Here is a 23,057-nt window from a genome sequence, read left to right as displayed (position 1 = left end):
CCCTTCATATTTTTTTTCATAGTGAGTGGTCAAACATTTCCCCTAAATGTACATTTCTCCTCACAGATCCCCCCTTTCAAAGGTGATCGACTATTCCTTCACTAAATATTGATAAACGGTTTCCGTAACAGGAACCCCTTCTTTTAGCCTTGCTTCTTCTCGAAGCTGTTCCGGCTCTCCAGGAACCATTACTCGATCAAATCCTTCCGCCGGTTTAACCGCGTGAAGCTCATCAATCATGCGATCAACGTTTTCAAGGAATGAATCAATCTTTGTAAAGATGGCTGGATTTATCGCGCAAACAAAATGGCCTAATTTACGCATTTTATTGTAATCGCCGTACATTTTGGCGATATGTGGACCAAAAGCGGCTCCTGCTAATATGCCAGAGAAAATATCGACAACCATGCCTAATCCATATCCTTTCGGTCCAGCAAATGGGAGTAAAGCAGACACTTTATTTGGATCTGTTGTCGGCACGCCGTTTTCATCAACTCCCCAATCAGAAGGAATCTCTTTTCCAGCTTCTCTTGCATGGAGAATTTTCCCAAATGCAACATTGCTCGTTGCCATATCTAAAATGATCGGCTTATGTTTTTTAGCTGGAAAGCCAAAGGCAATTGGATTTGTTCCAAAGAACGCTTCAGCTCCGCCAAATGGAACGACAATTTTATCTGTATGTGTCATGACCATTCCGATCATGTTTTTTTCCGCTGCTTGCTGTACAAAGTAAGATAACGCACCACAATGACTGCTATTCACAACGGTCAACATGCCGATTCCATTTTTTTCGGCTAGCTGAATGGCATAATTCATCGCTTCTTTTGTAATGACATGTCCCATACCGTCATCGCCATCAAAGATCGCAGAGCTAGGACCTGTTTCTTTTACCGAAAATTGAGGATTAGGATTTAGTCCGCCTTCTGTTATCCGCTTAACATAATGCTCTGTCCGTAAAACACCGTGTGAATGGACACCTCTTAAATCGGCATGAACTAACACATCAGCGACAACGCTTGCATGTTCGGTAGATAATCCTGCTTTCGTTAATTTTTTCACGACTAAATCTTTTAACTCGTTATGTTGAACAATGACGTCTGCCATGTCTCTCCACCTCTTTTACTCTAAATTTGCATGCCGCTTTCTCATCACTTCATTTAAATGCTCATTCGTTTCGGTTTGTAAACTGTAAATAATGATAGCGTCTAATAGTAAATGAACACTTTGATCAAATTGATTACCGAGCGGCTGGATCGTCGTTGGTTCCGTTGATCTACGATACTTCGTAGCCGCAGGAATCACTAATATTCCATCACTAATAGAAGCTATTTTCGATTCTCGATTGGTTGTTACGGAAAACAGTTTTGCCCCCGCTTTTTTAGCTTTTTCTGCAAATTGATAAATGGAGCCTGTTGAGCCTGAGCCAGAAATGACAACAAGCAAGTCATCCTTGGCAATGCTAGGAGTAATCGTTTCACCAACGACGTAAACGTGATAGCCCCCATGCATTAGCCGCATAGCAAAAGCCTTTCCCATTAAACCTGAGCGTCCTTCACCAAGGATAAAAATTCGCTTCGCTTGATGCAATTCATTTGCAAGCGCCAATGCTTCTTCATCGCTGACATTTGCTAATACCGTCGACACCTCATTGGCAACCGTGCTAATGATCGTTCTCATACTCTTTGATCAATCCTTTCATTTTAGATGCAGCTTTAGCCGGGTTTTCCGCCTTAGTGACAGCGCTTCCAACGATAATAGTATCGGGCTTATGCTCCAGTATGGAAGGAAGGCTTTCAAGATGAATTCCGCCTGCGACGGCAATCTTAAAATTGGAAAATCCTTGTAAAAGACGAAACATGCCAGCATGTAATTCACCTTCCAATTGACTATCTTTCCCGAAATGAAGACTGACAAGCTCCACCCCTAACGATTCCAATTCAAAAAGTCTCTTTTGATCAGAAATTCCTAACAGATCGACCATTACTTGCCGATGGTACTGTTTAGCGACTTCCATCGTATCCGTAATCGTTCGATCTGCTGAAAATGCCATGACGGTCATAATATCCGCTCCAGCTTCAAAAGCTTGGATGGCCTCGTGCCTGCCGGCATCGCATGTTTTCATGTCAGCAACGATGACTTTATGGGGGTAGGCCGCTTTTATTTCACGAACAATTTGCATCCCGTATTCTTTTATGACTCCTGTTCCAATCTCAATCCAATCAACATGTGAATGCGTCTCCTTTAAAATTTGAAAGCATTCCTTTTTTGTTAAGCGATCAAGGGCTAACTGCAGCTTCATAACATTCACCCCACACATTATCTTTCAATAAATGCTTTTTCCCCTAACTGAACGAGCACATCCTCCAAATAAGGCAATCCTTCATTATCTCCTGAAACACTAACAACCATGGAACCAATCGTGTTCGCAAATTGCAAAGTCCTTTCAAGCTTCCATCCTTTTAGCACTCCATAAATGAAACCAGCATCAAATCCGTCGCCTGCCCCTACTGTATCCACAACTTTTCTTGGTTTAACTGGAGGAGCTTCTATATATTGTCCGTCGTAATATCCGACAGATCCTTTCTCGCCTTTCTTAATAGCGATATAGGAAATTCCATAACTTTTGCATCGTTCAATGATTTCTTTCGGATTCCTTACCCCAAATAAAAGCTCTGCTTCCTCTTCTCCAGTTAACAAAATATCGACATAAGGCAAAAACGTCGTTAGCGCTTCTTTCGCTTCTTCCTTGCTCCATAGTTTTAATCGAATGTTTGGATCAAGCGAAATCAGCATCCCAGATTTTTTGGCAATGGAAACAGCCCTTTTCAAAACTTCCGCATTTTTTTCTTTATCAATGGCTAAGAATACTCCTGTAATATGAAGCAGTTTTGCCTTTTGGATATATTCTTCATTTAATGCCTCTGCCGTTAAAGTTGTCGTAGGAGAATTAGCTCGATAATAAAAGGTGCGCCCGCTTCCATCCTCTAAAATTTCTTTAAAATTTAGTGAGGTCGGATAGCCGTCAACGAGCTTAACTTCTGATACATCAATTCCTTCACCACGAATAAAATGGAGAATATACCTTCCAAACTCATCATTTCCTAAGCGGCTAATCCAGCCGGTTTTTAACCCTAATCGCGCACAGCCGATCGCAACATTTAGCTCGGCCCCGCCAACTTTACGCTCAAATGAGTGCACAAACCGTAATGGTCCTTTCGAGCTTGGGTTGAAGGTGATCATCGCATCACCAATGGTTAAAACATCATTCATCCATCCACCACTCCTTATTGATGTAGTCTCTTTCTCTTTCCACGGGGAGTAATGGAGAGAAAGCTTCTTAACATGATTCACGCATCATAAGCTTTGGTTCAAAGCGATATATATGGCCTTCTTCTTTCACATCCGCGTCTTGAATTTTTTGTAATAACATTTCTGCTGCTTTTTTTCCCATGTCAAAAGTTGGCTGTGCAATGGTCGTTAATGGCGGGTTGTAGAAGCTGGCATATGAAACATCATCTATCCCAATTAGGGCAAGATCGTCTGGAATTTGAATGTGCTGTTCTTTTGCATAATTTAAAATTTCGGCTAACACTAAATCATTCCCGGCCAAAATAGCTTGCGGGGGCTCTTTTAAAGAAAGCATTTCATTAAGCCCTTCACGGATTTGGTGCGGATCTAAGCTCTTAATATAATCCTGTACGACCGGAAGTTGATGCTCTTGCAAGGCCTGTTGAAACCCGGTTAATCTCTCAACCCTCGGTGTAACATTGCGAATAATTGATGTCGTGATCATCCCAATTCGTTCGTACCCTTTTTCGACAAAATGCTGCACGGCTATTTTGGCAGCTTTCACGTTATCGAGCATAATGGCAGGGATCGGGATTTCTGAAACGGAACGGTCAACAAATACAACAGGGTATTTTTCGCTTACCATACGTTCATAAAGCTCACGATTACCGCCGGTTGGGAAAATAATTAGCCCATCTACTTGTTTTGCCCGAAGCATATCGATATACTTCTTTTCTTTATCTGGATTATCATCGGCATTGCAAACGATGATATGAAAATCTTTTTCATGACAAGCATCTTCAATCGCTCTGATCACTTGTGTTGAAAACGTATGCAAAATATTCGCTACGATGACGCCAATCGTCGAAGTAGATTTTTGCTTTAAGCTTCTTGCCACAATGTTCGGCTGATAACCTAATTCCTCAATTGCGCGCTCAATCCGCTTCTTCGTTTCCTCCCCCATATATTCATATCGTTTGTTTAAATATTGAGAAACCGTACTTTTAGACACATTTGCATGCTTCGCAACATCTTTAATCGTTACCGTTTTCATACAACCTTCTCCTAGCCGCTTATAAAATGAACTAAATCGATTTAGTAATAGGCAAAAAATAATTTTAAAATAAACCGGTTTAGTAAACATTAAAAAATATATAAATCGATTTAGTAAACCGATTTATTGACATTATATGAAATAAGAAAGCCTTTTACAAGTACTTTTTTAAAAAATTTTGGCTCTTTTCTAAAAGATTGTTGCTTTACAACCTTAGCTTTTCAACTGTCAGGAAAGCGATAAGCTTGCTATGTCACGCTCTAGCTAGTCTAAAAGCAACAAAGTTTACGAATACAGACAAAATTTTAAAACGCAATCAAAAGCTTTTTGATATTAAGGTCTGCCCCCTCTTTTGTGTGGAGTCAGACCCTATTTATTTTATAACGATACGGTTTTGATTTTAAATGGTTCAAAGGCGACTTTTATCGATTCAGTTGGGCATCCTTCATAAGCATCTTCCAAATCATCGTAAAGATGTTCCGGGACTTCACAAACTCCTTCATTTTCGTCGAGAATTGAAAACGCCAACCCTTCATCATCATAATCAAAGATGTCAGGGGCCGCTGCGCCACAAGCCCCACACGCAATGCATGTTTCTTGGTCAACCCTTGTATATTTAGCCAATACGATCTTCCCCTTTCTTAAGATGACCATCTATTTGATCTAGTCTTCTCTATCCGCTCACGATTATTTGTCATGCGGAAGGTCTAAAACTGACTACTTTACTATCGCTTCATTTAATGGTTGTGCAGGCAATAAAATTTGATTTTCTTTTACGGCATATAAACCTAACGGAACAAGTTTAAGGTCTGGGAGGAAATCACATGTTAAGAACAATAATGTGTATAAAATATCATGAAAAGGAAATCCTCTTTCCTGAAGAGCGGCTTGTAATTTTACATGATTTTCTACAACTGTTTCAAACGAGGAATCTATTGCCATCATTCCCGTAAACGGAAGAGGAATTTCAAGAATCACTTCATTCCCATCAACAACTACAATTCCTCCGCCCATTTCGTAAACTTTTTTCGCAGCAATCGCCATCGAGTCAGGATTCTTGCCGATCACAAGCAATTCTGTTGTTGTATTGTAGGTAGAGGCCATACCATCTAAATTCAAAGCGAAGCGCTCTAAAATCGCTTTCGAAATCCATTTTCCTTTACGATCGATTAATACAGCATTTAACAATCCTTTATGTGCTGCTATATGAGCAAAGCCGTCTTTTGACGGGAGCATCATATCTTTTCTTTTTGTAATGACATTGCTTGTAAAATAAACAACGGGAACTGTCTTTTCTGATGAAGAATGAGGATAACGATATAGATTCAAATCATTTAGCATTTCTTTTAGAAAAAGAAACGGTTCTCTTTTGATATATTGATTCCAATGAATTTCCGGCATCGAAACGAGTAATTCTCCTTTTTTTGCAACGATTTCTCCCTTTGAAATGACCGCACTAGGACGAAATTCTTTTAGGTTAGGAAGCAAAAGAATATCTGCCAGCCTCCCTGGGGCAATTCCCCCAATGTGATCGTCAAGGCGTAAATAAAAAGCTGCATTAATGGTTACCATCTGCAAAGCGTTCATCACAGGGACACCAAGTTCCACCGCTTTCCGGACAAGACCATCGACAAAGCCTTCCTCTTCGATAAAACCGGGATGTGGACCATCTGTTGTCATCGTCATACGATTGGTGCTTACTTTACCTTCAATAATAATTTTCACTAATTCCGGCAAATCAGGACGAAGTGAACTATTACGCATCGTCGTCCAAATTCCTAGTCTCAACCGATTCAATGCCTCTTTAGCTGTAATCGCTTCATGGCAGGCACTTACTCCTGCCGCTGCAATGGAGTTTAATTTATCATAAGAACATCCAGCAGTATGGCCATCAACAACTTTCCCCATTTTTTTGGCTCGTTCCATTGTGTCGATTAAAAAGGGATCCCCTTGATAAATCTGCGGCCATCTTGTTACCTCTGCCGTTCCAATGACTTCGTCTAATTCCAACAGCTCCTGAACATCCTTTTGGTTAAACCATTCTTTTTCTCCTGGAAAATCCGCTTGAGAAACAAGGCGTACAAGCCAAAGAAAATTTCCTGGCAACACTTTTAAATCGTTAACCATTTTCTTAAACCCTTTTGGACCCATGTGCAGGTAAAAAAATAAATTATCATTCACAGTCGTCGTCGTTCCAAGGGGCAAAACCTTTTTTGTCATACTCACCGGATTGTATAACACCCATGGATGGGCATGCGGTTCAATAAAGCCCGGTGAAACATACATTCCTTCTGCGTCAATAACTTTCGTATGATGATCAACCTCCACATCCTTTTCCCCAACGTATGCAATGCAATCTTTATAAACAGCTATATTTTGCTTTAAAAATTCCCCCGAATACACATTGATGACGGTACCGCCTTTAATAACTAAATCTGCCGGCCGACGCCCTTGAGCTACTTCGATTAATTCCGTTCTTTTGGCTGTTTTTTTCAACATTTTCCCTCCTTTGCCGACATTCCTTTTACGCACTTAACCACGGATTGATTTGGCGACAGCTTCCTAGCCCATCCTCTTCAAGCAGCTGTCTTACATCGTCGGGAATCATGACAGCTAATATGCGGCCATCTTCCTCTTTAACCCATCCTCTTAGCTCAAAGCCGTGACCCGTTCTCGTTTCACCTCGAAACACTTCATGCTTTAGTTTAATCGTTTTGCGATTGACCTCCGCTACGATCGTTTTAATCGTTATGATGTCATCGTAATACAACGGCTGTTCAAACGTACAGCCTACATCAAGAAGAGGGAGAATAATATGATGCTCCTTCATCAGCTTGGAAGGAGGAAGCCCGATCGATCGAAAAAATTGATGTCCAGCGATATCAAACCATTTGAAATAATTAGGATAATAAACAATTCCTGCTGCATCTGTGTCGCCAAAATTGACCCGAAGTTGAAATTCGTTCCTTTTCAACAATATTTCCTCCTTCAAAATCATCACAATAACTGCTTAATAGGACACTTCATTTACTTTTAATATTTCCCTTAATTTATAGCGCTGAATTTTCCCTGTTGCTGTTTTTGGCAGTTCATCTATAAATTCTATAATTCTTGGATATTTATATGGAGCTAGCTGTTGTTTGACAAAGAGCTTTAACTCCTCCTCCTTCTCTTTCGTTTTATCTACTCCTTGCTTTAAAACAACAAATGCCTTCGGTACAACGAGACGGTCTTTTTTCTCAACACCAATGACTGCAACTTCGAACACATCTTGATGCTGAAGAAGACAATTTTCCACCTCGATCGGAGAAACCCAAACGCCCCCGACTTTTAACATATCGTCCGAACGTCCGCAATACCAAAAATATCCTTCTTCGTCTTTGTAATATTTATCACCTGTGTGGAACCATTCTCCAATAAATTTTTGCTTATTTTGATCATGAAGGTTCCAATACCCATGAGCAATACAGTCTCCTCGAATGACTAAGTCCCCTATTTCATTAATGGGCAATTCTGCTCCATTTTCATCGACAATTTTAGCATCAAAGCCTGGAACAACTTTCCCGCTGCTGCCAATTTTTATATCTTTGATACGGTTCGATATAAAAATATGAAGTGCTTCAGTTGAGCCAATGCCATCTAAAATATCTACTTGATACATATCTTTCCATTTGTAGTATAAGGAAGGTGGTAATGCTTCACCGGCAGATACACAAACTCGAAGGGAGCTGAGGTCAAAACGTTTCCCTGTTTTTAAGGCATAATCAATCATCATTCCGTACAAGGTTGGGACCCCGAAAAAGATCGTTGGTTTATATTTTTCAATGGTTTGAAAAATCGTTTCCGGATCAGGCCGTTCCTTTACTAATACAGTAGAAGCACCAGCCCCTAACGGAAAATACATTCCTCCACCAAGACCGTACGCAAAAAATAGCTTTGATGCAGAAAGACAACGGTCCTCTTCTGAAATTTCAAGCACTTGTTTCGCATAAGTATTTAGAGCATATTCCATATCATGGTGCAAATGAATTACTCCTTTTGGATCTCCTGTGCTTCCGGAGCTAAACAGCCAAAAAGCAGAATCATCCTTATTGGTTAGTGCGTTTTCGAGTTCCTTATCGGCCTGATCAAGTAATGAGTGAAAATCAAACACATCTTCAGATAGATTGTTAGCGCTTTCTTTTATGACAATAATGTGTTCTAAAAATAAAAATCGATCTTTTCTTTGCTGAATATTAGCCCAAATATCTTCATGGATCATTAATCCTTTTGCACGGCTGTTATTTAAAAAATATTCATAATCGGATGGCTGCATCATCGTATTTACTGGAATTGGGACAACACCTATTTTCATTGCTCCAAAAAAAGAATAAACAAATTCAGGTATATCATGGCAAACAAGCAAAATACGATCTTCCATCTTATAACCAAGTTTGCGTAACATGTTTCCTACTCGGTTCACTTTTTCCTGTAAAGCTTTATAAGAAATTCGCTTGTCACGATAATAGATCGCAATTTTTTCCCCAAGTCCTTTCTTTACATTTTCATCAATAAACAAATTGGCAGCATTATAAGTTACTCCTAACCCTCGCAAATCCATTTTTGCACCATCCTTATAAAATTTTAAAAAATTTTAATCGGCAGAGAAGCCGCTTGAAATAAGGACGATCTCTTTCAAGTGGCTTCCTTGTACAAATGAATCTTAATCTTACAATCCTTTAAAATTAGGTTGACGTTTTTCTAAAAACGCACTTAATCCTTCTTTGGCATCCTCTGAACGGAATAATAAGTTTTGCAATTCTCCTTCATAGCGGATCGCAACATTTAGCGGCATTTCTTTTCCGTTCATAATCGATAGCTTAATGTTTGAAACGGCATATGTCGCACTTTCTACGATTTTTCTTGCATATTCTCTAGTTTTTTCTCTTACTTCCGCCTGTGGGAAAACTTTGTTAACAAGTCCAATGTCCAGCGCCTCCTGCGGAGAAATCGTTTCCCCCGTAATATTCATGTCCAACGCACGGGAGTAACCGACTAGACGAGCTAAACGTTGGGTTCCGCCTGTTCCTGCCAACACACCGAGAGTTACTTCTGGTAATCCGATTTTACCTGCTTCATCTCCCATAAAGCGAAGGTCGCAGCCTAATGCCATTTCTAAACCTCCACCGACCGTATGCCCCTCTAAACATGCGATGTACACTTGCGGAGAACGTGCAATTTTATCTAAAGTTTCATTACAGAATAAGCAAAATTGAGTTTTAAAACGAGGATCAGCCGCTTTTAAGAAATTAATATCTGCCCCGGCAGAGAAAAATTTCGGTACATCGCTCATGAGAATGACGACTTTAATATCTGAATCAAAGCGAATTTCATCGATCGCCGCATTAAATTCTTGATAAAACTCTAATGAGTAGGAATTTGTTTTATTGATATGAAGATGAATTTCCGCCACTCCATTTTCCTTTACTAACGTTAAATTTTCCTTTTTCGTAACAGTTTCTACAGACATCAATCATTTCCCCTTCCATTTAAATTTTTAAATGATTCAGAAAATTAGGTTTGCGTTTTTCTTGAAACGCCGCTAATCCTTCTAACCTATCAGAATGCTGAATGGTTTGTTGATAGCAATTCCATTCCTCTTCGAACCCTTGTTTTAGTTGAACACGATTCAAATAATCAATTGCCTGTTTAGCTAAGCGGATTGAATGCATCGAATTTTCAGCCATTTGCTCTGCTAGTTGAAGAGCCTTCTTTTCAGCTTGACCCTTCTGGCAAATTTCTTCTACTAAACCAATATCATACGCCTTTTTACCTGTTAGTTTTTCTGCTGTTAAGATTAATTTTTTAGCCATTCCAATACCAACTAAACATTGAATGCGTTGGGTTCCTCCTGCTCCTGGGATAATTCCCCAAGAAACTTCTGTTAAACCGATAAGCGCATCTTCCTCCATTACTCGGAAATCGCAGGCTAGCGCAAGCTCACATCCCCCACCTAAAGCAAGCCCTTTGATCGCTGCAATAGTCGGCATCGGTAAAGCGGCAATTTCGTCAAAGGTATTGCGCAGCAAACGAACATATTCAACAATTTCATCTTCATTCATCGTTTGTCTTTCCTTTAAATCTGCACCTGCACAAAAGGCTTTGCTATCACCCCCCGTAAAAATAACGGCCGTAAGCTTCTCATTATGTTTTAATTCTTTAACGATGCGGGCCAAATCCTTTACTAAAAACTTGCTTAGTGCATTGGCACGCTTCGGATTATTTAAATGAATGAATCCTATCGTTTGTTGAGTTTCAAACATAACACCTTTTTCAGACATACTCATCACTCACTGTACAGAAATAACATTTTCAGAGTTAACCGCTTTCAATTCTTCTTTAAATTTGTCTATTAACCCCGCATTTCTCGGCAGTATTCCTTGTGATTGCAACTTTTCATTAGCTTCTACTCGACCGAGCCATTCACTGACTTCATCTATTAATTCATTCAATGATTCTCTAAATTTATAAGGTACAGCACCTTCGTCGTTTAAAAGACGCTCAGCCCATTGCTTTGCATACTCAATATGTTCATGTTGTTCACGAACCATTTTGACAACTCGTGAAGAAACTTTATGATCCGCATCCTCAAGCGATTCTAATACAATCCGAATTCCAGTATTAACGGTATAAATGGCTGCAATGAGGGAAATCCAATTATCGACACCGACTACTTTCGAAAACGCTTTCCCCGTTTGCTCTTTAATGTCTATTTTCTGCTTTCTTTCATCCCGATGCTTTAAATCAAAACTCCAATTGTAAAACAGTCTCGCATGGCCTAATTCCCCTTGGGACATCGCAACAGAAGCTAATGTCGCTCCTAAATCTGGTCCGCTAACACCGACTTCTATTAAACGGTCACCAAGCACATATTTGTTGTCGGCAATTGTTTCCAATAACTCAATAAATGGTTGAACATGTGCTTTCAACTCACTCATTTCAATTCGCCCCTTTTTCTGCAAATAGCCAATCTGCTTTTTTCACCCATGCCATCTCACTTCTGTCAACGACAACCATTTCCGTCCAGTCCTCTTCATCGTACGTATAAGCAGCATATATTTTCGCTAATTCTTTATTCTCTGCTTCAACTGTTCCGATATACATTAAGTGATCTCCCCTGTTAATGCGGGCAAATACATCAAAAGCTGCTCTTGTTTCGTTCTTTGTTATCATTTTGCACTTACCCCCCAATATTTTAATTTTTCTCTACCTTCTGGACTCAAGCGGTCAACGGTCCAAGGGGGATCCCAAACAACATGAATATTTACCGATTGTATTTCTTCCTCCTCCAGCAAACGTTTTTTAATATCTCCTTCAATCCATTCCATGCAGGCGCAAGAAACAGAAGTATAAGTCATCGTGACATCAATCTCGCTGCCGTTTTTTTCTAAACCGTATATCAATCCCATATCGACAACACTGATTGGAAATTCAGGGTCCATGACTTCCTTTAAAGCTTCCCAGTATTTTTGGATATCCTTCGTTTTAAGCGCCATTACACCGCCTCTTTTCGCCAGTTTTCCATTTCTTTATATCCCTTCTGAATTCTTTCCACAAACTGTTTGTTTTTTGGTCCCCTTTGCTTAAAGCGATTAATGACATTGTCCCACGTGTCTGGTTGGTCAAATAACCATTTTTTGTTTTCTGGATCAAATTTACAAGGGAAAGGAACCTCTAACACATATTTTTGCTGCTTTTCATCATAATGAGCTGGCACTTTCACGCCAATTGATTCACAGAACGGAACCGCTGTTGACAGCCATTTTTGACGCAGCTCGTCATTTGTACTTCCTTTCAGGCGGTACTCAAGCTGTGCGGAACGGCTTTTCAAACGGTCTTCAACACCGAAGAATTCAAGCGCCATTAAAAACATCCAGTCAACAGCCTTTTGTACTTCGTCTTTCAGCTTTGGATCTTTCATGGCGGTTCTCATGATGATTTCCCCATTGCGCAAGTGGAATAATTCCTCTTTATCCACCTTAACTAGCGCTCGTTTCCATGGACCGTATGAAGTATACTCAAAGGCATCTCCCAACAAGGTATATCCAGCTCGATCGAAGAAAGCATTAAATACACCAAGCTCAATCCAGTTGGAAAGTTCAAAATCAAATGCATATGGGTTTTTAAAGCGATGCGGTTCCCTATTGTATAAAAGCTCATCTGTATTTTCGCCTAAATCTTTTAAGAGACGATAAGCAATATGGGCATGACCGATTTCATCCTGCATAATAGCTAATGCGGTAATCTTGCTGTTTAATGATGGGGCTTGATTATAAACTGTAAGCAATGGAGGAACGCTTAATAGCTCGGTATCTCCGACAATGACGAGCGTCTGCTTTAATGCTTGCAAGTATTCCTCGTTCATGTCATCTATACCTTCCACGATAAAACCATTTTGAACCTTCTCTTTTAAAAGTGCTGAATGATCCATTTTCCCACCTCTCGATATTATGTTTTTTTATTTATCGTCTTAATTACATAATAAGATGTAATAACAATCCGTGTCAATACTAAAAATTTAAAAAAGTCAAAAAATTTCATTTTCATATATATAAAAACAGTCTTTTTACAGGGTTCTGGCGTATTTACAATACCGCATTCTCTTTCTCATCACGGACATATTTGAAAACATTATTAATGGTTTAATTAAACGATCGTATAAATTTTATAAAATATAGCCGTCATTTTTTAAGGCCGCAGCATTTCATCTAAACTTCCATATGAATCGTTTAACTCATGCTGAAGGAGACGAAGGACAAGCAGATTTTTGATTTTGTAGAATTTTCGAGGGTTAAGTTAAATGAGGCAGGATACCGTAAAACGAAAAGCTAACAAAAAATATCTTCGCATCACTTGTCAATCTTTTCAGTCTTAAATAACACGATCAACGGTCACAATAAATAAGAGCGCAGCCTGTAAACTATGCGCTCTTTTCGGTATTTTGTCTATAAAAGATCGTACCATTTCGTTCCGTTTTCATTAATTCATCATTCAACACGAGATATTCTAAATGAGCTAAGGTTTCAGCAATTGCAAACCTCCATTGATGCGGGGATAGCTGTTTATTGCTAAACACTTTGCCGGCAATTTCATAAGCGGTTTGATCTCGTAATGCGAGGGAAAACATTTGTTTTAGCCTCTTATCGTGATGGCGGCGAATTGCCAAAATTCTTTCAGAGAATTCATCAATGACTTTTCCGTGCGCTGGGAAAGCCAAACGAATATTCAATGCAGCGACTTTATTCAGAGAAGAAAAATAATCTTCTAGCGGATTGGCGCTCCCCCCAGGCCATAAGCTAATATTAGGCGTGATTTTATCTAATACGTGGTCAGCTGCAAGAAGGATCCGTTTCTCCGGCTGATAAAAGTTGATCATTCCATCACTATGACCTGGAACGGAAATGACTTTCCAAATCATCCCTCCTAATCGGACCTCTTCCTCTTCTAGAATCGTGAGCGAAGGAAAAGGCTGAACATGTTCACTTAGCTTTTTCATATTTTCTTCAATTTGCTCCGCTAGACGTTCTGGCACACCATTTTGGCGGTAAATAGCACCGACTGCATCTGACTGTTGGCTGTTTTTTCCCCAAACACGCTCTGCCATGATAATGTCTACTTTGCTCATATACACAAGAGCTCCCGTTAATTCTTGCATCCAGCCAGCTAACCCAAAATGATCTGGGTGGAAATGAGTCAAATAAATAGCTGAAATCTGTTCAGGTTGAATGCGTAGCTGTTCGAAGACATTTTTCCACGCATTTACTGCTTCCGGGTAGTTGAAGCCTGTATCGACAAGGCTCCACCCATCTTGTTCCTTAAACAAATAGCAATAAATATATTTCATCGGAAAAGGTACAGGAATCGGAATCCGATATATATTTTCTGTTAATTTTTCAAAAGGAGTGTTGGACATATTTAGATCACCCACTTCATCTATTTCCATTAAACGACAAAAGGATTGATAGCCTTATCACGATTTGGAACAAGTTCATGATCGGGAGCTTTTTCAAACACCTTTTCAAAATATCTGATTGCTGGCACTGACAAAAGCTGATGAGTGTTGAAAAAGAGTTCCCTTGCTTTCGTACCATTCCAATCAGGAGGTAAAAGATCATTCGGAAACCCTGGATCAACAAAAAATAATTTCCGATATTCGTGTACGAGCTTTGTTCGCTCAATAAAGCATTCCTCATCACTCAATTCATTATTCCAAGCCCGCTTTTTATATTCATCATATTTCGTTTGATAAATTTCAATAAATGCCTCGTACTCTTTCCCAATCGCAGCAAAGTCCCATCCTTTTTCAATTAGATCCTCGTTGGTATGGGATACGACCGAACTCGAACTGAAAAGAATAACATATTGCTCCAAATGATAGTCTCTAATTAATTCCATTACTTGCTGCTCAACAGGATTCGGACTAGCCCATGTCCCGTGGGAAATGAAGCCAAACCCCATTAAGCTCAGCTCTTTTCGAATTTGGTTGCGGAGATCTCTTTTTTCTTCTGGAACAGAGTATGTTAAAATCCGCCAGCGTCCGTCCCATTTGTCGCTTTTTTTGTTATAAACCCGGGTGAATCCATCGAGCATTGTTCTCATCCCTTTATTGGTAAGAGAATAATAGCTATTATTTTTAATTTTTCTCACTTGGAAGAAATCTTGCTGTACCATTCTTAAAGCGGCCCCGCGGATAGAAGATTCTGAAATACCAAAATGGGACATCATATTAATAAGGCTGCCAATCCAAATTTCATTGCCATAATGCTGAATGTACTCACCAAATAAAGTGAACATTAAAGATCTTGGTTTCATAACTGCTACACCTGTCTTTTTTTGGATTTTGTCTCATTTTTTATTATGATGGAACAAATGCTGCTTTTACAAGTGTATGGGTGTTGGAACAATTTTTTCGGAATCAACCGATTTCATCATTTGTATTCTGCTAGGAAAGAAAAACATATCGGCCCTATTTAACCGATATGTCAGTTTGTAGATCAAATACACGCTGCTTCTTCAAAATAAGTGTGACATAGCAAGCGTGTCGCTTGCCTGGATAGTCGAAAAGCTATAGTTGTAAAGCAACAATCTTTTAGAAAAGAGCCTATTTTTTAGACTTACGTCTAATAAATATAATATAACTAATTTTCGCAATTTTTCCAACAGTAATTTTGTACTTTTTCCATGATATTCCAAAAAACATAATACTAGATTCCAAACATATTTAACGGTTTACCGCCGACATAAGAAACGACGCTCTTAGTTTCCATATAAAGATTTAGAGTTTCAAGCGCTAGCTCTCTGCCAAAGCCTGATTGCTTATATCCTCCAAATGGTGTTCCAGGGAAGGCTGAAATCGGACAATTCACCATGACAATTCCAGCACGAATACGTGATGACACACGATGGGCTCTTCCATGATCTTTTGTCCAAATACAAGACCCTAATCCGAAGATCGTATCATTTGCTTGACGAATCACTTCTTCTTCCTCAGAAAATTTCATTACAACAACGACAGGACCAAAGATTTCCTCCTGAGCTACTCTCATATCGTTTGTAACGTTGCCGATTATTGTAGGCATATACCAATATCCTTTTCTAAACTCTCCTCCTTCAGGCACTTTACCTCCATAAAGAATTTCCCCTCCCTCTTCCACAGCTAGCTTGACATAGCCATCAATCACATCCTGATGGCTTTTCGAAATAACAGCGCCCATGTGGACACCTTTTGCAAATGGATCTCCAACACGAACACGGGAAGCCTTTTCGAGAAACATCTCCATGAATTCATCGTAAATGCTCTCATGGACAAACAAGCGAGAACGCGCTTCACAAGATTGGCCTGTATTATAGAATATTCCAAAAAGTGAACCATTTACAGCTTCTTCTAGATCGCAATCATCAAAGACAATGTTTGGCGATTTTCCGCCTAACTCTAACGTAACGCGCTTTAACGTATCAGAAGCACGCTTCATAATGTCCTTACCCGTTTCCGTTTCACCTGTAAAGGCCACTTTATCAATTCCTGGATGCTGTGTCATGTATGGGCCAATTTCCGAACCACTCCCTGTGATGACATTGACGACTCCGTTCGGAACACCTGCTTCAAGGCAAATTTCTGCCAGCATATAAGCTGTGATCGGAGTATAGCTTGCCGGTTTTAACACAACGGTACAACCAGCAGCTAGAGCAGGTGCCACTTTCCATGCAGCCATCATCAGCGGATAATTCCAAGGAATAATTTGTCCGCATACACCTACCGGCTCTTTGACAGTATAGTTAAAAAAGCCGTTCGGAACTTGATTCACGTCTCCTTGTAAGGTGATGGCAGCAGCTGCATAAAACTCAAAGTCTTCAATTGCCTGATTAATTTGCCCTTTCGCCGCATCCACTGTTTTGCCGCTATTTAATACTTCGGCATTGACTAAGTCATCGAAGCGCTCTCTCATGATACTGGCAATTTTATTTAAAATACGAGCCCGTTTTGCTGCTGTCATTTTAGGCCATTTTCCAGATTCAAAAGCTGTCCGAGCCGCCTGAACCGCTTTATCTACATCTTCTTTTGCTGCTTTAGCTGCCGTTGCGATTACCTCTTCTGTTGCTGGATTCACTACGTCAAATCGTTCCCCATTTTTGCTATCGACATATTCCCCATTTATAAATAACGGGTAGTGGCTTTTAACTTTCATTGAACTTCCTCCCTCTATAATTTTTCTATAATGGTTGCTATTCCTTGCCCAACCCCAATACACATAGTTGCAAGCCCATATCGGGAATCCCTGCGCTGCATCTCATGAACGAGTGTCGTCACGATACGCGCTCCGCTGCAGCCTAAAGGATGGCCTAAAGCGATTGCTCCTCCGTTAACATTCACTTTGTCTTTGTGAAACCGCAGTTCTTTCATACAGGCGATTGATTGGGAAGCAAATGCTTCATTCATTTCAATCAAATCGAGCTGATCAACCGTTAACTGTGCACGCCTTAAAGCTTTTTGTGTGGCTGGAATAGGACCAAGCCCCATATAAGATGGATGAACCCCAGCTACCGCACATGTAATAAAACGGGCAAGCGGTTTAAATCCGAATTGTTCTGCGGTCGTTCTTTCCATAATTAATAATGCGGAAGCTCCGTCATTCATACCTGATGAGTTTCCTGCTGTAACCGTTCCATCTTTCACAAAAGCCGGTTTAAGCTTAGCTAGCGCTTCCAATGTTGTCTCCGGCCGCGGATGTTCGTCCCTATCCACAACTTTTTCTTCTCCCTTTCTATTTTTTGTTGTGATCGGAACAAGCTCAGCTTGAAACCGCCCTTCTTTTATAGCTCTATCAGCTTTTTGTTGGCTTAATAACGCAAATTCGTCCTGTTCTTCTCTTGAAATTTGATAACGATTGGCAACGTTTTCTGCCGTTTCGCCAAGGCTGATTGGCGGATATTTCTCTGCAAGCTTTTCGTTTACAAGGCGCCAGCCGAGCGTTGTATCATAAAATACAGGTGTGCTTCTAATCCCATCAAGCTGCGGTTTCATCATGACGTACGGTGCGCGCGTCATGCTTTCCGTACCACCGGCAATAAACACATCGCCCAGTCCAGCCTGAATGGAAATCGCCGCTTGATTTACTGCCTCTAAACCAGATCCACATAAACGATTGACCGTTACACCTGGAACAGTATCCGGCATTCCAGCAAGCAAAGCAGCCATTCTTGCAACGTTTCGATTATCTTCCCCAGCTTGATTGGCACAACCGAAAATAACATCTTCCACAAGTGAAGGATCAATCGGATTGCGATTAAAAAGCTCCTTGATGACATGGGCAGCTAAGTCATCGGGACGAACATCTTTTAAAGCACCATGAAACCTACCGATAGGCGTTCTTACTGCATCAATGATGACTGCCTCTCTCATTTGATAATCCCTTCTTTATGATTCATATAAATAAAATCCCCTTCCTGATTTTTTTCCTAGCCAGCCTGCATACACCATTTTCCTTAGCATTGGTGCAGGACGATAACGTTCTTCTCCCATTTCTTTATATAATCCAGATAAAACGGCATAAATCTCATCAATTCCGACATGATCAGCCCATGCAAGCGGCCCCATTGGATAGTTCGTCCCTTTTTTCATAGCTTTATCAATATGTTCTGGCGTTGCGATTTTCTCTGTAAGTGCAAAAGCGGCCTCGTTAATAATCAAGGATAAAATTCTCGGAAACACGCATCCGACTCCATCCTCTACTACTTCTACTTCTTTTCCCATCATTTGAAATATATTTTTCGCCTTTATGACATAGTCGAAATCGGTCTGTAAAGCCGGGGCGATTTCGATCAAATTCGTTTCTTCCCAAGTAGAAAAAGCAGCAAAGCCTACTAATCGTTCAGGATGTTTCAGCCATGATGCTGCTTCTGTCGCAGTAATACGAAGACATGTTGATAAAATAAGGGTCTTTTCTGAAATGATGTTTTCGATTTTCATTAAATTTTTCTTCTTTTCTTCCATGTTGACATTTGTCGTCTCTACTACAAAATCAAGATGAGAACCTTGTTGCCATTCACCGTTATCTATAACGGTGTGACCTAATGTCTTCATTTGCTTGACAAGCGGTGCAGATAGCGGTCCTCTTCCGACAATCGCTCCTATCAACGTTTTAGTTTTCATAACGGAAATATCCTTCACCAGCCTTTCTCCCAATTTTTCCAGACTGCACCATGCGCTGCTGTAAATAGTGCGGACGAAACCTTCCTTCCCCAAAAAACCCATTGTAGACAGATTCCGTCGTTGAAAAATTGACATCAATCCCAATCAAATCTTGCAGCTCAAAAGGCCCCATTTTAAAATGACCGGCTTTTTTCATAATTATGTCAATTTGCTCGACAGACGCTAAGCGCTCTCCAGCGATTTTTAATGCTTCGTTATAAAAAGGCCTAGCAATCCTGTTCACAATAAAGCCTGGCGTATCTTCGCAAATAACTGCTTCCTTGCCCAAAGAGTCAGCAAACCGAAGAAGAACATGTATCCATTTTTCACTAGTTTTAAATCCTTTGACAATTTCCACAAGCGGCATTAAAGGAACAGGGTTAAAAAAGTGCAGCCCAACAACTCGTTCCGGGGTATTGACAGCGCTTGCAATATCTGTTACAGAAAACGAAGAAGTGTTCGTGGCTAGAATCGTTTGTTCCGAACAAACTCCTTCTAGTTGTCTAAAAATTTCTTTTTTTAACGGCAATTTTTCCGGTACAGCTTCTATGACAACATCACATGCTTTCAAGTTCGATAATTCTGTGCACGCTTCAATTCTCTCCATTGATTGCTCCAATTCTTTTTTCGTTATTTTCCCTTTTTCAACCATTTTTTGCAGCCGCTTTTCAATAGAGTATAATGATTTTTGAACGATAGTATCATTTACATCATAAAGATATACATAATACCCATTTTGAGCACAAATTTGTGCAATTCCTGACCCCATAGTTCCAGAACCGACAACTCCGACATATTGAATCGTCAATAACACTACACCTCCTTACATGCCTCTTGCTCTGTTTGCCACCTTATAAACTCAAAAACACTTTTACACTTGCGGCAATAATATTGTGAAACTAATTGCGCAGTGCCAAAAGCAGACACTATTGCTACATCCGTCGAATCACAAAACGAACAATGCACACTATTATGAACAGACAACTTCAACACCCCTTTATTATGTTTTTATATCTATCGTATAATTTACATATTATTAGAAAGTGGTAGTGTTGTCAATGGGAGATGACCCTTCATTGACCTATTCAATCAGATTACGTTAAAAATCCCTTGAATTGGCCGACTAATCTATAGGTTTGCACGGACATCTACCGGGTTTGCAACATAATCTATCGGGTTCAAGCCTTAATCTCTTAGTTTCGTTCTATAATTTATCGGTTTATAGCAAAAATCCCTCGGTTTGAGCGGATAATCTCTCGGTTTCAGCACTTAATCTCTCGGTTTCAGCACTTAATCTCTCGGTTTCAGCACTTAATCTCTCGGTTTCAGCACTTAATCTCTCGGTTTTGAGTTTTAATCTTTTCAGATAATATCCAAGCAACAATTTTATTGTTATACAAATCTAAAACGGCTGATAGGTAGGCAAAATGGTCTCCCACACGTACATATGTAATATCCGGTTACGAACTTTTCAAAACGGTTCTCTGCGTAAAATTCTCTATTTAGGACGTTAGGAAATACAACCGAACCTCTATGCCCGTAGAACGGTCTTTTCTTACGAATGACAGATTTTATTCCTAATTCCCTCATTAAACGGCGTACACGCTATGATTTACAACCATCCCCTCTCTGGATAAAGCTCTCGTCATTCGCTTATAACCATAGTAGGGATGTTTCTTGTGAATCGCTAATATGTGCTCTTTAAGCAAAAGGTCCTTTTCCATACGTATAGACGATTTTGAACGATTACTACGCCATTTATAGTATCCAGCTCTTGAAACCTCAGCAATTTTGAAACGCCATGTAAGTGGGTGCTTTCTTCTTAATTCATCAATAATTTGAAACCTTTCAGATTTTAAGACCACTCCTTCCCGTGTAGATTTGGATTGCGCTTTTTTAGGTATTCCACCTGCGCTTTCAAATAAGCATTCTCTTCTTCTAAGCTGTTAAAGTACTTTTTGTTCCATTTTCCACGATTGTCCTCCAACAACTCATTGTTTTTTACTTTCTTTACCCACTCAGCAATTTGTGCATCGCTCTTGATCCCGAATTGTTCACGAAGCTGACGATAGGACCAGCCCTCCTCCAACTTCAAACAAACTATTTATTACCGTACTTTTTAATCGTCCATACAGAAAAAATTTGGAAGGATTTAAAGGATTAATAGCGAATAGACTTATTATTATTCTCAAAAATGGAGGAGGATGGAATCTATTGTCACAATTCATTCAAACAAAAAAAATTGCTAGGCTGGATCCAATTCGTTTTATTGGCAAACCTGTCGTTACATCAAATGAGGCTGAAATGAAGGGTGAAGGCGTGATTCCTTCATTATGGCAAAGCTTTAACAAACATAGCATTATTGAAAAAATCCCAAACAAGAAAAACCCTAATATTCTAGCAATATATACAAATTATGAATCAGATGAAGCTGGTTCCTATACTTTTGCTATCGGTGCCGAAGTGACAACGATTAACCAAGTACCAACTGGAATGAAAAGCTTTTTTATACGTGAATGTCCATATGTGGTGTTTACAACGAGAAAGGGATCTATACCAGAAATTGTTGTGGAAGCATGGCAATATATTTGGGAATGGTCGAAAACAAACAAAAGAGCATTCTTAACAGACTTTGAAGTATATGATGAACGTTGTAAGAACCCAGAAAATAGTCAAGTTGATATTTACATTTCCGTTATTGGTGATTTTCCTTTGTTTTAGGATTGGTGTGTGTGTTACCTCACTAATACACTAAAACAATGGGGGTGGCAAGTTTTTTGTTTATAAAACCTTATATATCAATAAATCATCTAGATTTTATCTATAAATTTTTGACAATACGTAAAGGAAATGGGGGAGTGAAAAATGATACCTTTCTTGTGTAGGTTTTCTCTCCCCATCAAACATTACTCCCCGTCATGCAAAACACACTTGTCCTTGGTTAAAAAACGCACCATAAATGGCCCAATTTGTCGCTAAATACACGTTATAAAGGCAATTGGACTCAATGGATAAAGTTTTTCTTAGAATGTATAAGTCTTCAAGCTAAAAAATGTTCAGTTAATTGAGAAAGTGAATAAACTTTACGAAGAAGATTTAGAACTAGTTCCGTTGTTAATAGTAGTAATATCTGGACTGAAATTAACGTAATGTTTCAAAGACCAATATTTACTTCTAAAACATTGTCTAACCTAACCGGTTTATCAGCAGTAAAAGATATCTTCATAAATTAGAGAAAATGTAATTATTTTCTCAGATGAAAAAATTCGATCTAAAACCTATTACTAATATAATCTTCTTGATAAACTTCGATAATAAATGGGATTTGTCAAATAATCCCACCAATTATTGGCTAGTCCAAAAAAACCTAAAATTTCAGACTGTTGATAAACGCTTTCATTCTTAGTTACTTCCTCCGCATCGCGCTTCATTACTGTATTTTTACAACTCCGCTCTTCATCGGGCTCGTGCCTCGAGACATGAGTTTTCATTTCAGTCTGAAACTTATGGATTATAATAAATGTCGCAATCGATCTAAAGGATCATCCCACCATAAATGACCTGAATCTTGTACATAGACAATCGCTTCTGTTTCATCACCAGGAGTGAAGTAAGGAATTGATGAATCCACCCAACGACCATCATACAAATATTTAATGACGTGTGGATTTCGTTTTTTCGCTTCTTTTAATAATTTTTCCGCCTTCTTTGTCGGGCCGTTTTCCAAAAGTTCAAGTAATAGTCGGTTGTAAACAAAATGGATTGAAAAATCATCTGGATAGCGGTCTAATAGCTGTTTCGCTTTTTTGAGATCATCCATTTCAACATAAGCATTAAATAACATAAAACGAACACCTTGATTATCATTTGAGTTTAGTTGTAAAAGCTCTTCTGTAAATTAGCACATTATTTCAGAATCCCTTTTTCAAATTATTTCAGGCGGATTCGGAAATAATGTGCAAAATTTTTGCGGATTGTTCCGGATTT

25 protein-coding genes and 1 pseudogene are annotated in these 23,057 nt (G+C 39.4%); 1 reads left to right on the top strand and 25 read right to left on the bottom strand.

What is annotated here, in order from left to right:
* Nucleotides 1-90: 90 nt before the first annotated feature.
* From allD to J2S06_RS09445, 24 genes and pseudogenes are all read right to left on the bottom strand, one after another.
* Nucleotides 91-1,104 carry an ureidoglycolate dehydrogenase gene (allD, locus tag J2S06_RS09560; RefSeq protein ID WP_419152131.1) on the bottom strand — a complete coding sequence of 338 codons (1,014 nt, stop codon included), beginning with the start codon at nucleotides 1,102-1,104 and terminating at the stop codon, nucleotides 91-93.
* A gap of 15 nt (nucleotides 1,105-1,119) precedes the next feature.
* Nucleotides 1,120-1,677 (bottom strand): 6-phospho-3-hexuloisomerase, encoded by a 558-nt coding sequence (hxlB, locus tag J2S06_RS09555; RefSeq protein ID WP_419152130.1) that lies wholly within the window; start codon nucleotides 1,675-1,677, stop codon nucleotides 1,120-1,122.
* A complete protein-coding gene (hxlA, locus tag J2S06_RS09550) occupies nucleotides 1,661-2,299 on the bottom strand; it encodes a 3-hexulose-6-phosphate synthase (protein WP_419152129.1) in 639 nt (212 codons plus the stop codon). Before hxlA ends, hxlB begins: the two co-directional genes overlap by 17 nt.
* A 17-nt stretch (nucleotides 2,300-2,316) precedes the next feature.
* On the bottom strand, nucleotides 2,317-3,270 hold the full coding sequence (locus J2S06_RS09545) for a sugar kinase (RefSeq protein WP_419152128.1): 954 nt from the start codon (nucleotides 3,268-3,270) through the stop codon (nucleotides 2,317-2,319).
* A 67-nt stretch (nucleotides 3,271-3,337) separates the two neighbouring features.
* Complete coding sequence (locus tag J2S06_RS09540) at nucleotides 3,338-4,342, bottom strand: LacI family DNA-binding transcriptional regulator (protein ID WP_419152127.1); 1,005 nt, start codon at nucleotides 4,340-4,342, stop codon at nucleotides 3,338-3,340.
* Between the two features lie 378 nt (nucleotides 4,343-4,720).
* Entirely contained in the window at nucleotides 4,721-4,966 is a 246-nt protein-coding gene (locus J2S06_RS09535; RefSeq protein WP_044895745.1) for a ferredoxin, read from the bottom strand.
* A 93-nt stretch (nucleotides 4,967-5,059) separates the two neighbouring features.
* The gene (locus J2S06_RS09530) at nucleotides 5,060-6,838 is read right to left on the bottom strand and encodes an adenine deaminase C-terminal domain-containing protein (RefSeq protein WP_419152126.1); all 1,779 of its coding nucleotides are present in this window, start codon (nucleotides 6,836-6,838) and stop codon (nucleotides 5,060-5,062) included.
* 28 nt (nucleotides 6,839-6,866) lie between these two features.
* Nucleotides 6,867-7,316 carry an acyl-CoA thioesterase gene (locus J2S06_RS09525; protein ID WP_419152125.1) on the bottom strand — a complete coding sequence of 150 codons (450 nt, stop codon included), beginning with the start codon at nucleotides 7,314-7,316 and terminating at the stop codon, nucleotides 6,867-6,869.
* A 36-nt stretch (nucleotides 7,317-7,352) separates the two neighbouring features.
* On the bottom strand, nucleotides 7,353-8,942 hold the full coding sequence (locus J2S06_RS09520) for a benzoate-CoA ligase family protein (RefSeq protein ID WP_419152124.1): 1,590 nt from the start codon (nucleotides 8,940-8,942) through the stop codon (nucleotides 7,353-7,355).
* A gap of 108 nt (nucleotides 8,943-9,050) precedes the next feature.
* Nucleotides 9,051-9,851 (bottom strand): enoyl-CoA hydratase/isomerase family protein, encoded by an 801-nt coding sequence (locus J2S06_RS09515; RefSeq protein ID WP_044895748.1) that lies wholly within the window; start codon nucleotides 9,849-9,851, stop codon nucleotides 9,051-9,053.
* 19 nt (nucleotides 9,852-9,870) lie between these two features.
* Nucleotides 9,871-10,662 (bottom strand): enoyl-CoA hydratase-related protein, encoded by a 792-nt coding sequence (locus tag J2S06_RS09510; RefSeq protein ID WP_419152123.1) that lies wholly within the window; start codon nucleotides 10,660-10,662, stop codon nucleotides 9,871-9,873.
* A gap of 9 nt (nucleotides 10,663-10,671) precedes the next feature.
* Nucleotides 10,672-11,319, bottom strand: coding sequence for a Phenylacetic acid catabolic protein (locus tag J2S06_RS09505; protein ID WP_419152122.1), 648 nt, complete (start codon nucleotides 11,317-11,319; stop codon nucleotides 10,672-10,674).
* A gap of 1 nt (nucleotide 11,320) precedes the next feature.
* Nucleotides 11,321-11,554: a hypothetical protein gene (locus J2S06_RS09500; protein WP_152643024.1), complete on the bottom strand. Its 234-nt coding sequence runs from the start codon at nucleotides 11,552-11,554 to the stop codon at nucleotides 11,321-11,323.
* Nucleotides 11,551-11,877 carry a metal-sulfur cluster assembly factor gene (locus J2S06_RS09495; RefSeq protein WP_044895751.1) on the bottom strand — a complete coding sequence of 109 codons (327 nt, stop codon included), beginning with the start codon at nucleotides 11,875-11,877 and terminating at the stop codon, nucleotides 11,551-11,553. Before J2S06_RS09495 ends, J2S06_RS09500 begins: the two co-directional genes overlap by 4 nt.
* Nucleotides 11,877-12,812: a Phenylacetic acid catabolic protein gene (locus tag J2S06_RS09490; protein ID WP_419152121.1), complete on the bottom strand. Its 936-nt coding sequence runs from the start codon at nucleotides 12,810-12,812 to the stop codon at nucleotides 11,877-11,879. The genes J2S06_RS09495 and J2S06_RS09490 overlap by 1 nt, the downstream gene beginning before the upstream one ends.
* A gap of 489 nt (nucleotides 12,813-13,301) precedes the next feature.
* The gene (locus tag J2S06_RS09485; RefSeq protein WP_419152120.1) at nucleotides 13,302-14,294 is read right to left on the bottom strand and encodes an MBL fold metallo-hydrolase; all 993 of its coding nucleotides are present in this window, start codon (nucleotides 14,292-14,294) and stop codon (nucleotides 13,302-13,304) included.
* Between the two features lie 29 nt (nucleotides 14,295-14,323).
* The gene (locus tag J2S06_RS09480) at nucleotides 14,324-15,193 is read right to left on the bottom strand and encodes a PaaX family transcriptional regulator (protein WP_419152119.1); all 870 of its coding nucleotides are present in this window, start codon (nucleotides 15,191-15,193) and stop codon (nucleotides 14,324-14,326) included.
* Nucleotides 15,194-15,585: 392 nt separating this feature from the next.
* Nucleotides 15,586-17,067, bottom strand: a complete 1,482-nt coding sequence (locus J2S06_RS09475) for an aldehyde dehydrogenase family protein (protein WP_419152118.1) — start codon at nucleotides 17,065-17,067, stop codon at nucleotides 15,586-15,588.
* 14 nt (nucleotides 17,068-17,081) lie between these two features.
* On the bottom strand, nucleotides 17,082-18,281 hold the full coding sequence (locus J2S06_RS09470) for a thiolase family protein (RefSeq protein ID WP_419152117.1): 1,200 nt from the start codon (nucleotides 18,279-18,281) through the stop codon (nucleotides 17,082-17,084).
* Nucleotides 18,282-18,296: 15 nt separating this feature from the next.
* Complete coding sequence (locus J2S06_RS09465; protein WP_419152116.1) at nucleotides 18,297-19,031, bottom strand: 3-hydroxyacyl-CoA dehydrogenase family protein; 735 nt, start codon at nucleotides 19,029-19,031, stop codon at nucleotides 18,297-18,299.
* The gene (locus J2S06_RS09460) at nucleotides 19,021-19,878 is read right to left on the bottom strand and encodes a 3-hydroxyacyl-CoA dehydrogenase NAD-binding domain-containing protein (protein WP_419152115.1); all 858 of its coding nucleotides are present in this window, start codon (nucleotides 19,876-19,878) and stop codon (nucleotides 19,021-19,023) included. The genes J2S06_RS09465 and J2S06_RS09460 overlap by 11 nt, the downstream gene beginning before the upstream one ends.
* Before the next feature lie 5 nt (nucleotides 19,879-19,883).
* Nucleotides 19,884-20,063, bottom strand: coding sequence for a PaaD-like zinc ribbon domain-containing protein (locus J2S06_RS09455; RefSeq protein WP_419095746.1), 180 nt, complete (start codon nucleotides 20,061-20,063; stop codon nucleotides 19,884-19,886).
* 226 nt (nucleotides 20,064-20,289) lie between these two features.
* Nucleotides 20,290-20,451: a hypothetical protein gene (locus J2S06_RS09450; protein WP_419152114.1), complete on the bottom strand. Its 162-nt coding sequence runs from the start codon at nucleotides 20,449-20,451 to the stop codon at nucleotides 20,290-20,292.
* Nucleotides 20,429-21,174: pseudogene (locus J2S06_RS09445) on the bottom strand (IS3 family transposase); the annotation flags it as partial. The gene J2S06_RS09450 and the pseudogene J2S06_RS09445, both read right to left, overlap by 23 nt.
* A gap of 110 nt (nucleotides 21,175-21,284) precedes the next feature.
* On the opposite strand from J2S06_RS09445, the gene J2S06_RS09440 reads away from it, so the two are divergent.
* Nucleotides 21,285-21,791, top strand: coding sequence for a GyrI-like domain-containing protein (locus J2S06_RS09440; protein WP_419152113.1), 507 nt, complete (start codon nucleotides 21,285-21,287; stop codon nucleotides 21,789-21,791).
* A gap of 790 nt (nucleotides 21,792-22,581) precedes the next feature.
* On the opposite strand, the gene J2S06_RS09435 is transcribed toward J2S06_RS09440, so the two are convergent.
* Nucleotides 22,582-22,914 carry a hypothetical protein gene (locus J2S06_RS09435; RefSeq protein ID WP_419152112.1) on the bottom strand — a complete coding sequence of 111 codons (333 nt, stop codon included), beginning with the start codon at nucleotides 22,912-22,914 and terminating at the stop codon, nucleotides 22,582-22,584.
* Nucleotides 22,915-23,057 lie beyond the last annotated feature (143 nt).

It is taken from the genome of Bacillus alveayuensis (genome assembly GCA_030812955.1).
Lineage (GTDB): Bacteria > Bacillota > Bacilli > Bacillales > Aeribacillaceae > Bacillus_CB > Bacillus_CB alveayuensis.
This window is presented reverse-complemented; position numbering and strand designations above follow the sequence as displayed.

Coding starts and splice junctions, on each gene's coding strand:
- allD (WP_419152131.1), bottom strand. CDS start 1,104: ATGGCAGACGTCATTGTTCAACATAACGAGTTAAAAGATTTAGTCGTG.
- hxlB (WP_419152130.1), bottom strand. CDS start 1,677: ATGAGAACGATCATTAGCACGGTTGCCAATGAGGTGTCGACGGTATTA.
- hxlA (WP_419152129.1), bottom strand. CDS start 2,299: ATGAAGCTGCAGTTAGCCCTTGATCGCTTAACAAAAAAGGAATGCTTT.
- J2S06_RS09545 (WP_419152128.1), bottom strand. CDS start 3,270: ATGAATGATGTTTTAACCATTGGTGATGCGATGATCACCTTCAACCCA.
- J2S06_RS09540 (WP_419152127.1), bottom strand. CDS start 4,342: ATGAAAACGGTAACGATTAAAGATGTTGCGAAGCATGCAAATGTGTCT.
- J2S06_RS09520 (WP_419152124.1), bottom strand. CDS start 8,942: ATGGATTTGCGAGGGTTAGGAGTAACTTATAATGCTGCCAATTTGTTT.
- J2S06_RS09515 (WP_044895748.1), bottom strand. CDS start 9,851: ATGTCTGTAGAAACTGTTACGAAAAAGGAAAATTTAACGTTAGTAAAG.
- J2S06_RS09510 (WP_419152123.1), bottom strand. CDS start 10,662: ATGTCTGAAAAAGGTGTTATGTTTGAAACTCAACAAACGATAGGATTC.
- J2S06_RS09505 (WP_419152122.1), bottom strand. CDS start 11,319: ATGAGTGAGTTGAAAGCACATGTTCAACCATTTATTGAGTTATTGGAA.
- J2S06_RS09500 (WP_152643024.1), bottom strand. CDS start 11,554: ATGATAACAAAGAACGAAACAAGAGCAGCTTTTGATGTATTTGCCCGC.
- J2S06_RS09495 (WP_044895751.1), bottom strand. CDS start 11,877: ATGGCGCTTAAAACGAAGGATATCCAAAAATACTGGGAAGCTTTAAAG.
- J2S06_RS09490 (WP_419152121.1), bottom strand. CDS start 12,812: ATGGATCATTCAGCACTTTTAAAAGAGAAGGTTCAAAATGGTTTTATC.
- J2S06_RS09485 (WP_419152120.1), bottom strand. CDS start 14,294: ATGTCCAACACTCCTTTTGAAAAATTAACAGAAAATATATATCGGATT.
- J2S06_RS09480 (WP_419152119.1), bottom strand. CDS start 15,193: ATGAAACCAAGATCTTTAATGTTCACTTTATTTGGTGAGTACATTCAG.
- J2S06_RS09475 (WP_419152118.1), bottom strand. CDS start 17,067: ATGAAAGTTAAAAGCCACTACCCGTTATTTATAAATGGGGAATATGTC.
- J2S06_RS09470 (WP_419152117.1), bottom strand. CDS start 18,281: ATGAGAGAGGCAGTCATCATTGATGCAGTAAGAACGCCTATCGGTAGG.
- J2S06_RS09465 (WP_419152116.1), bottom strand. CDS start 19,031: ATGAAAACTAAAACGTTGATAGGAGCGATTGTCGGAAGAGGACCGCTA.
- J2S06_RS09435 (WP_419152112.1), bottom strand. CDS start 22,914: ATGTTATTTAATGCTTATGTTGAAATGGATGATCTCAAAAAAGCGAAA.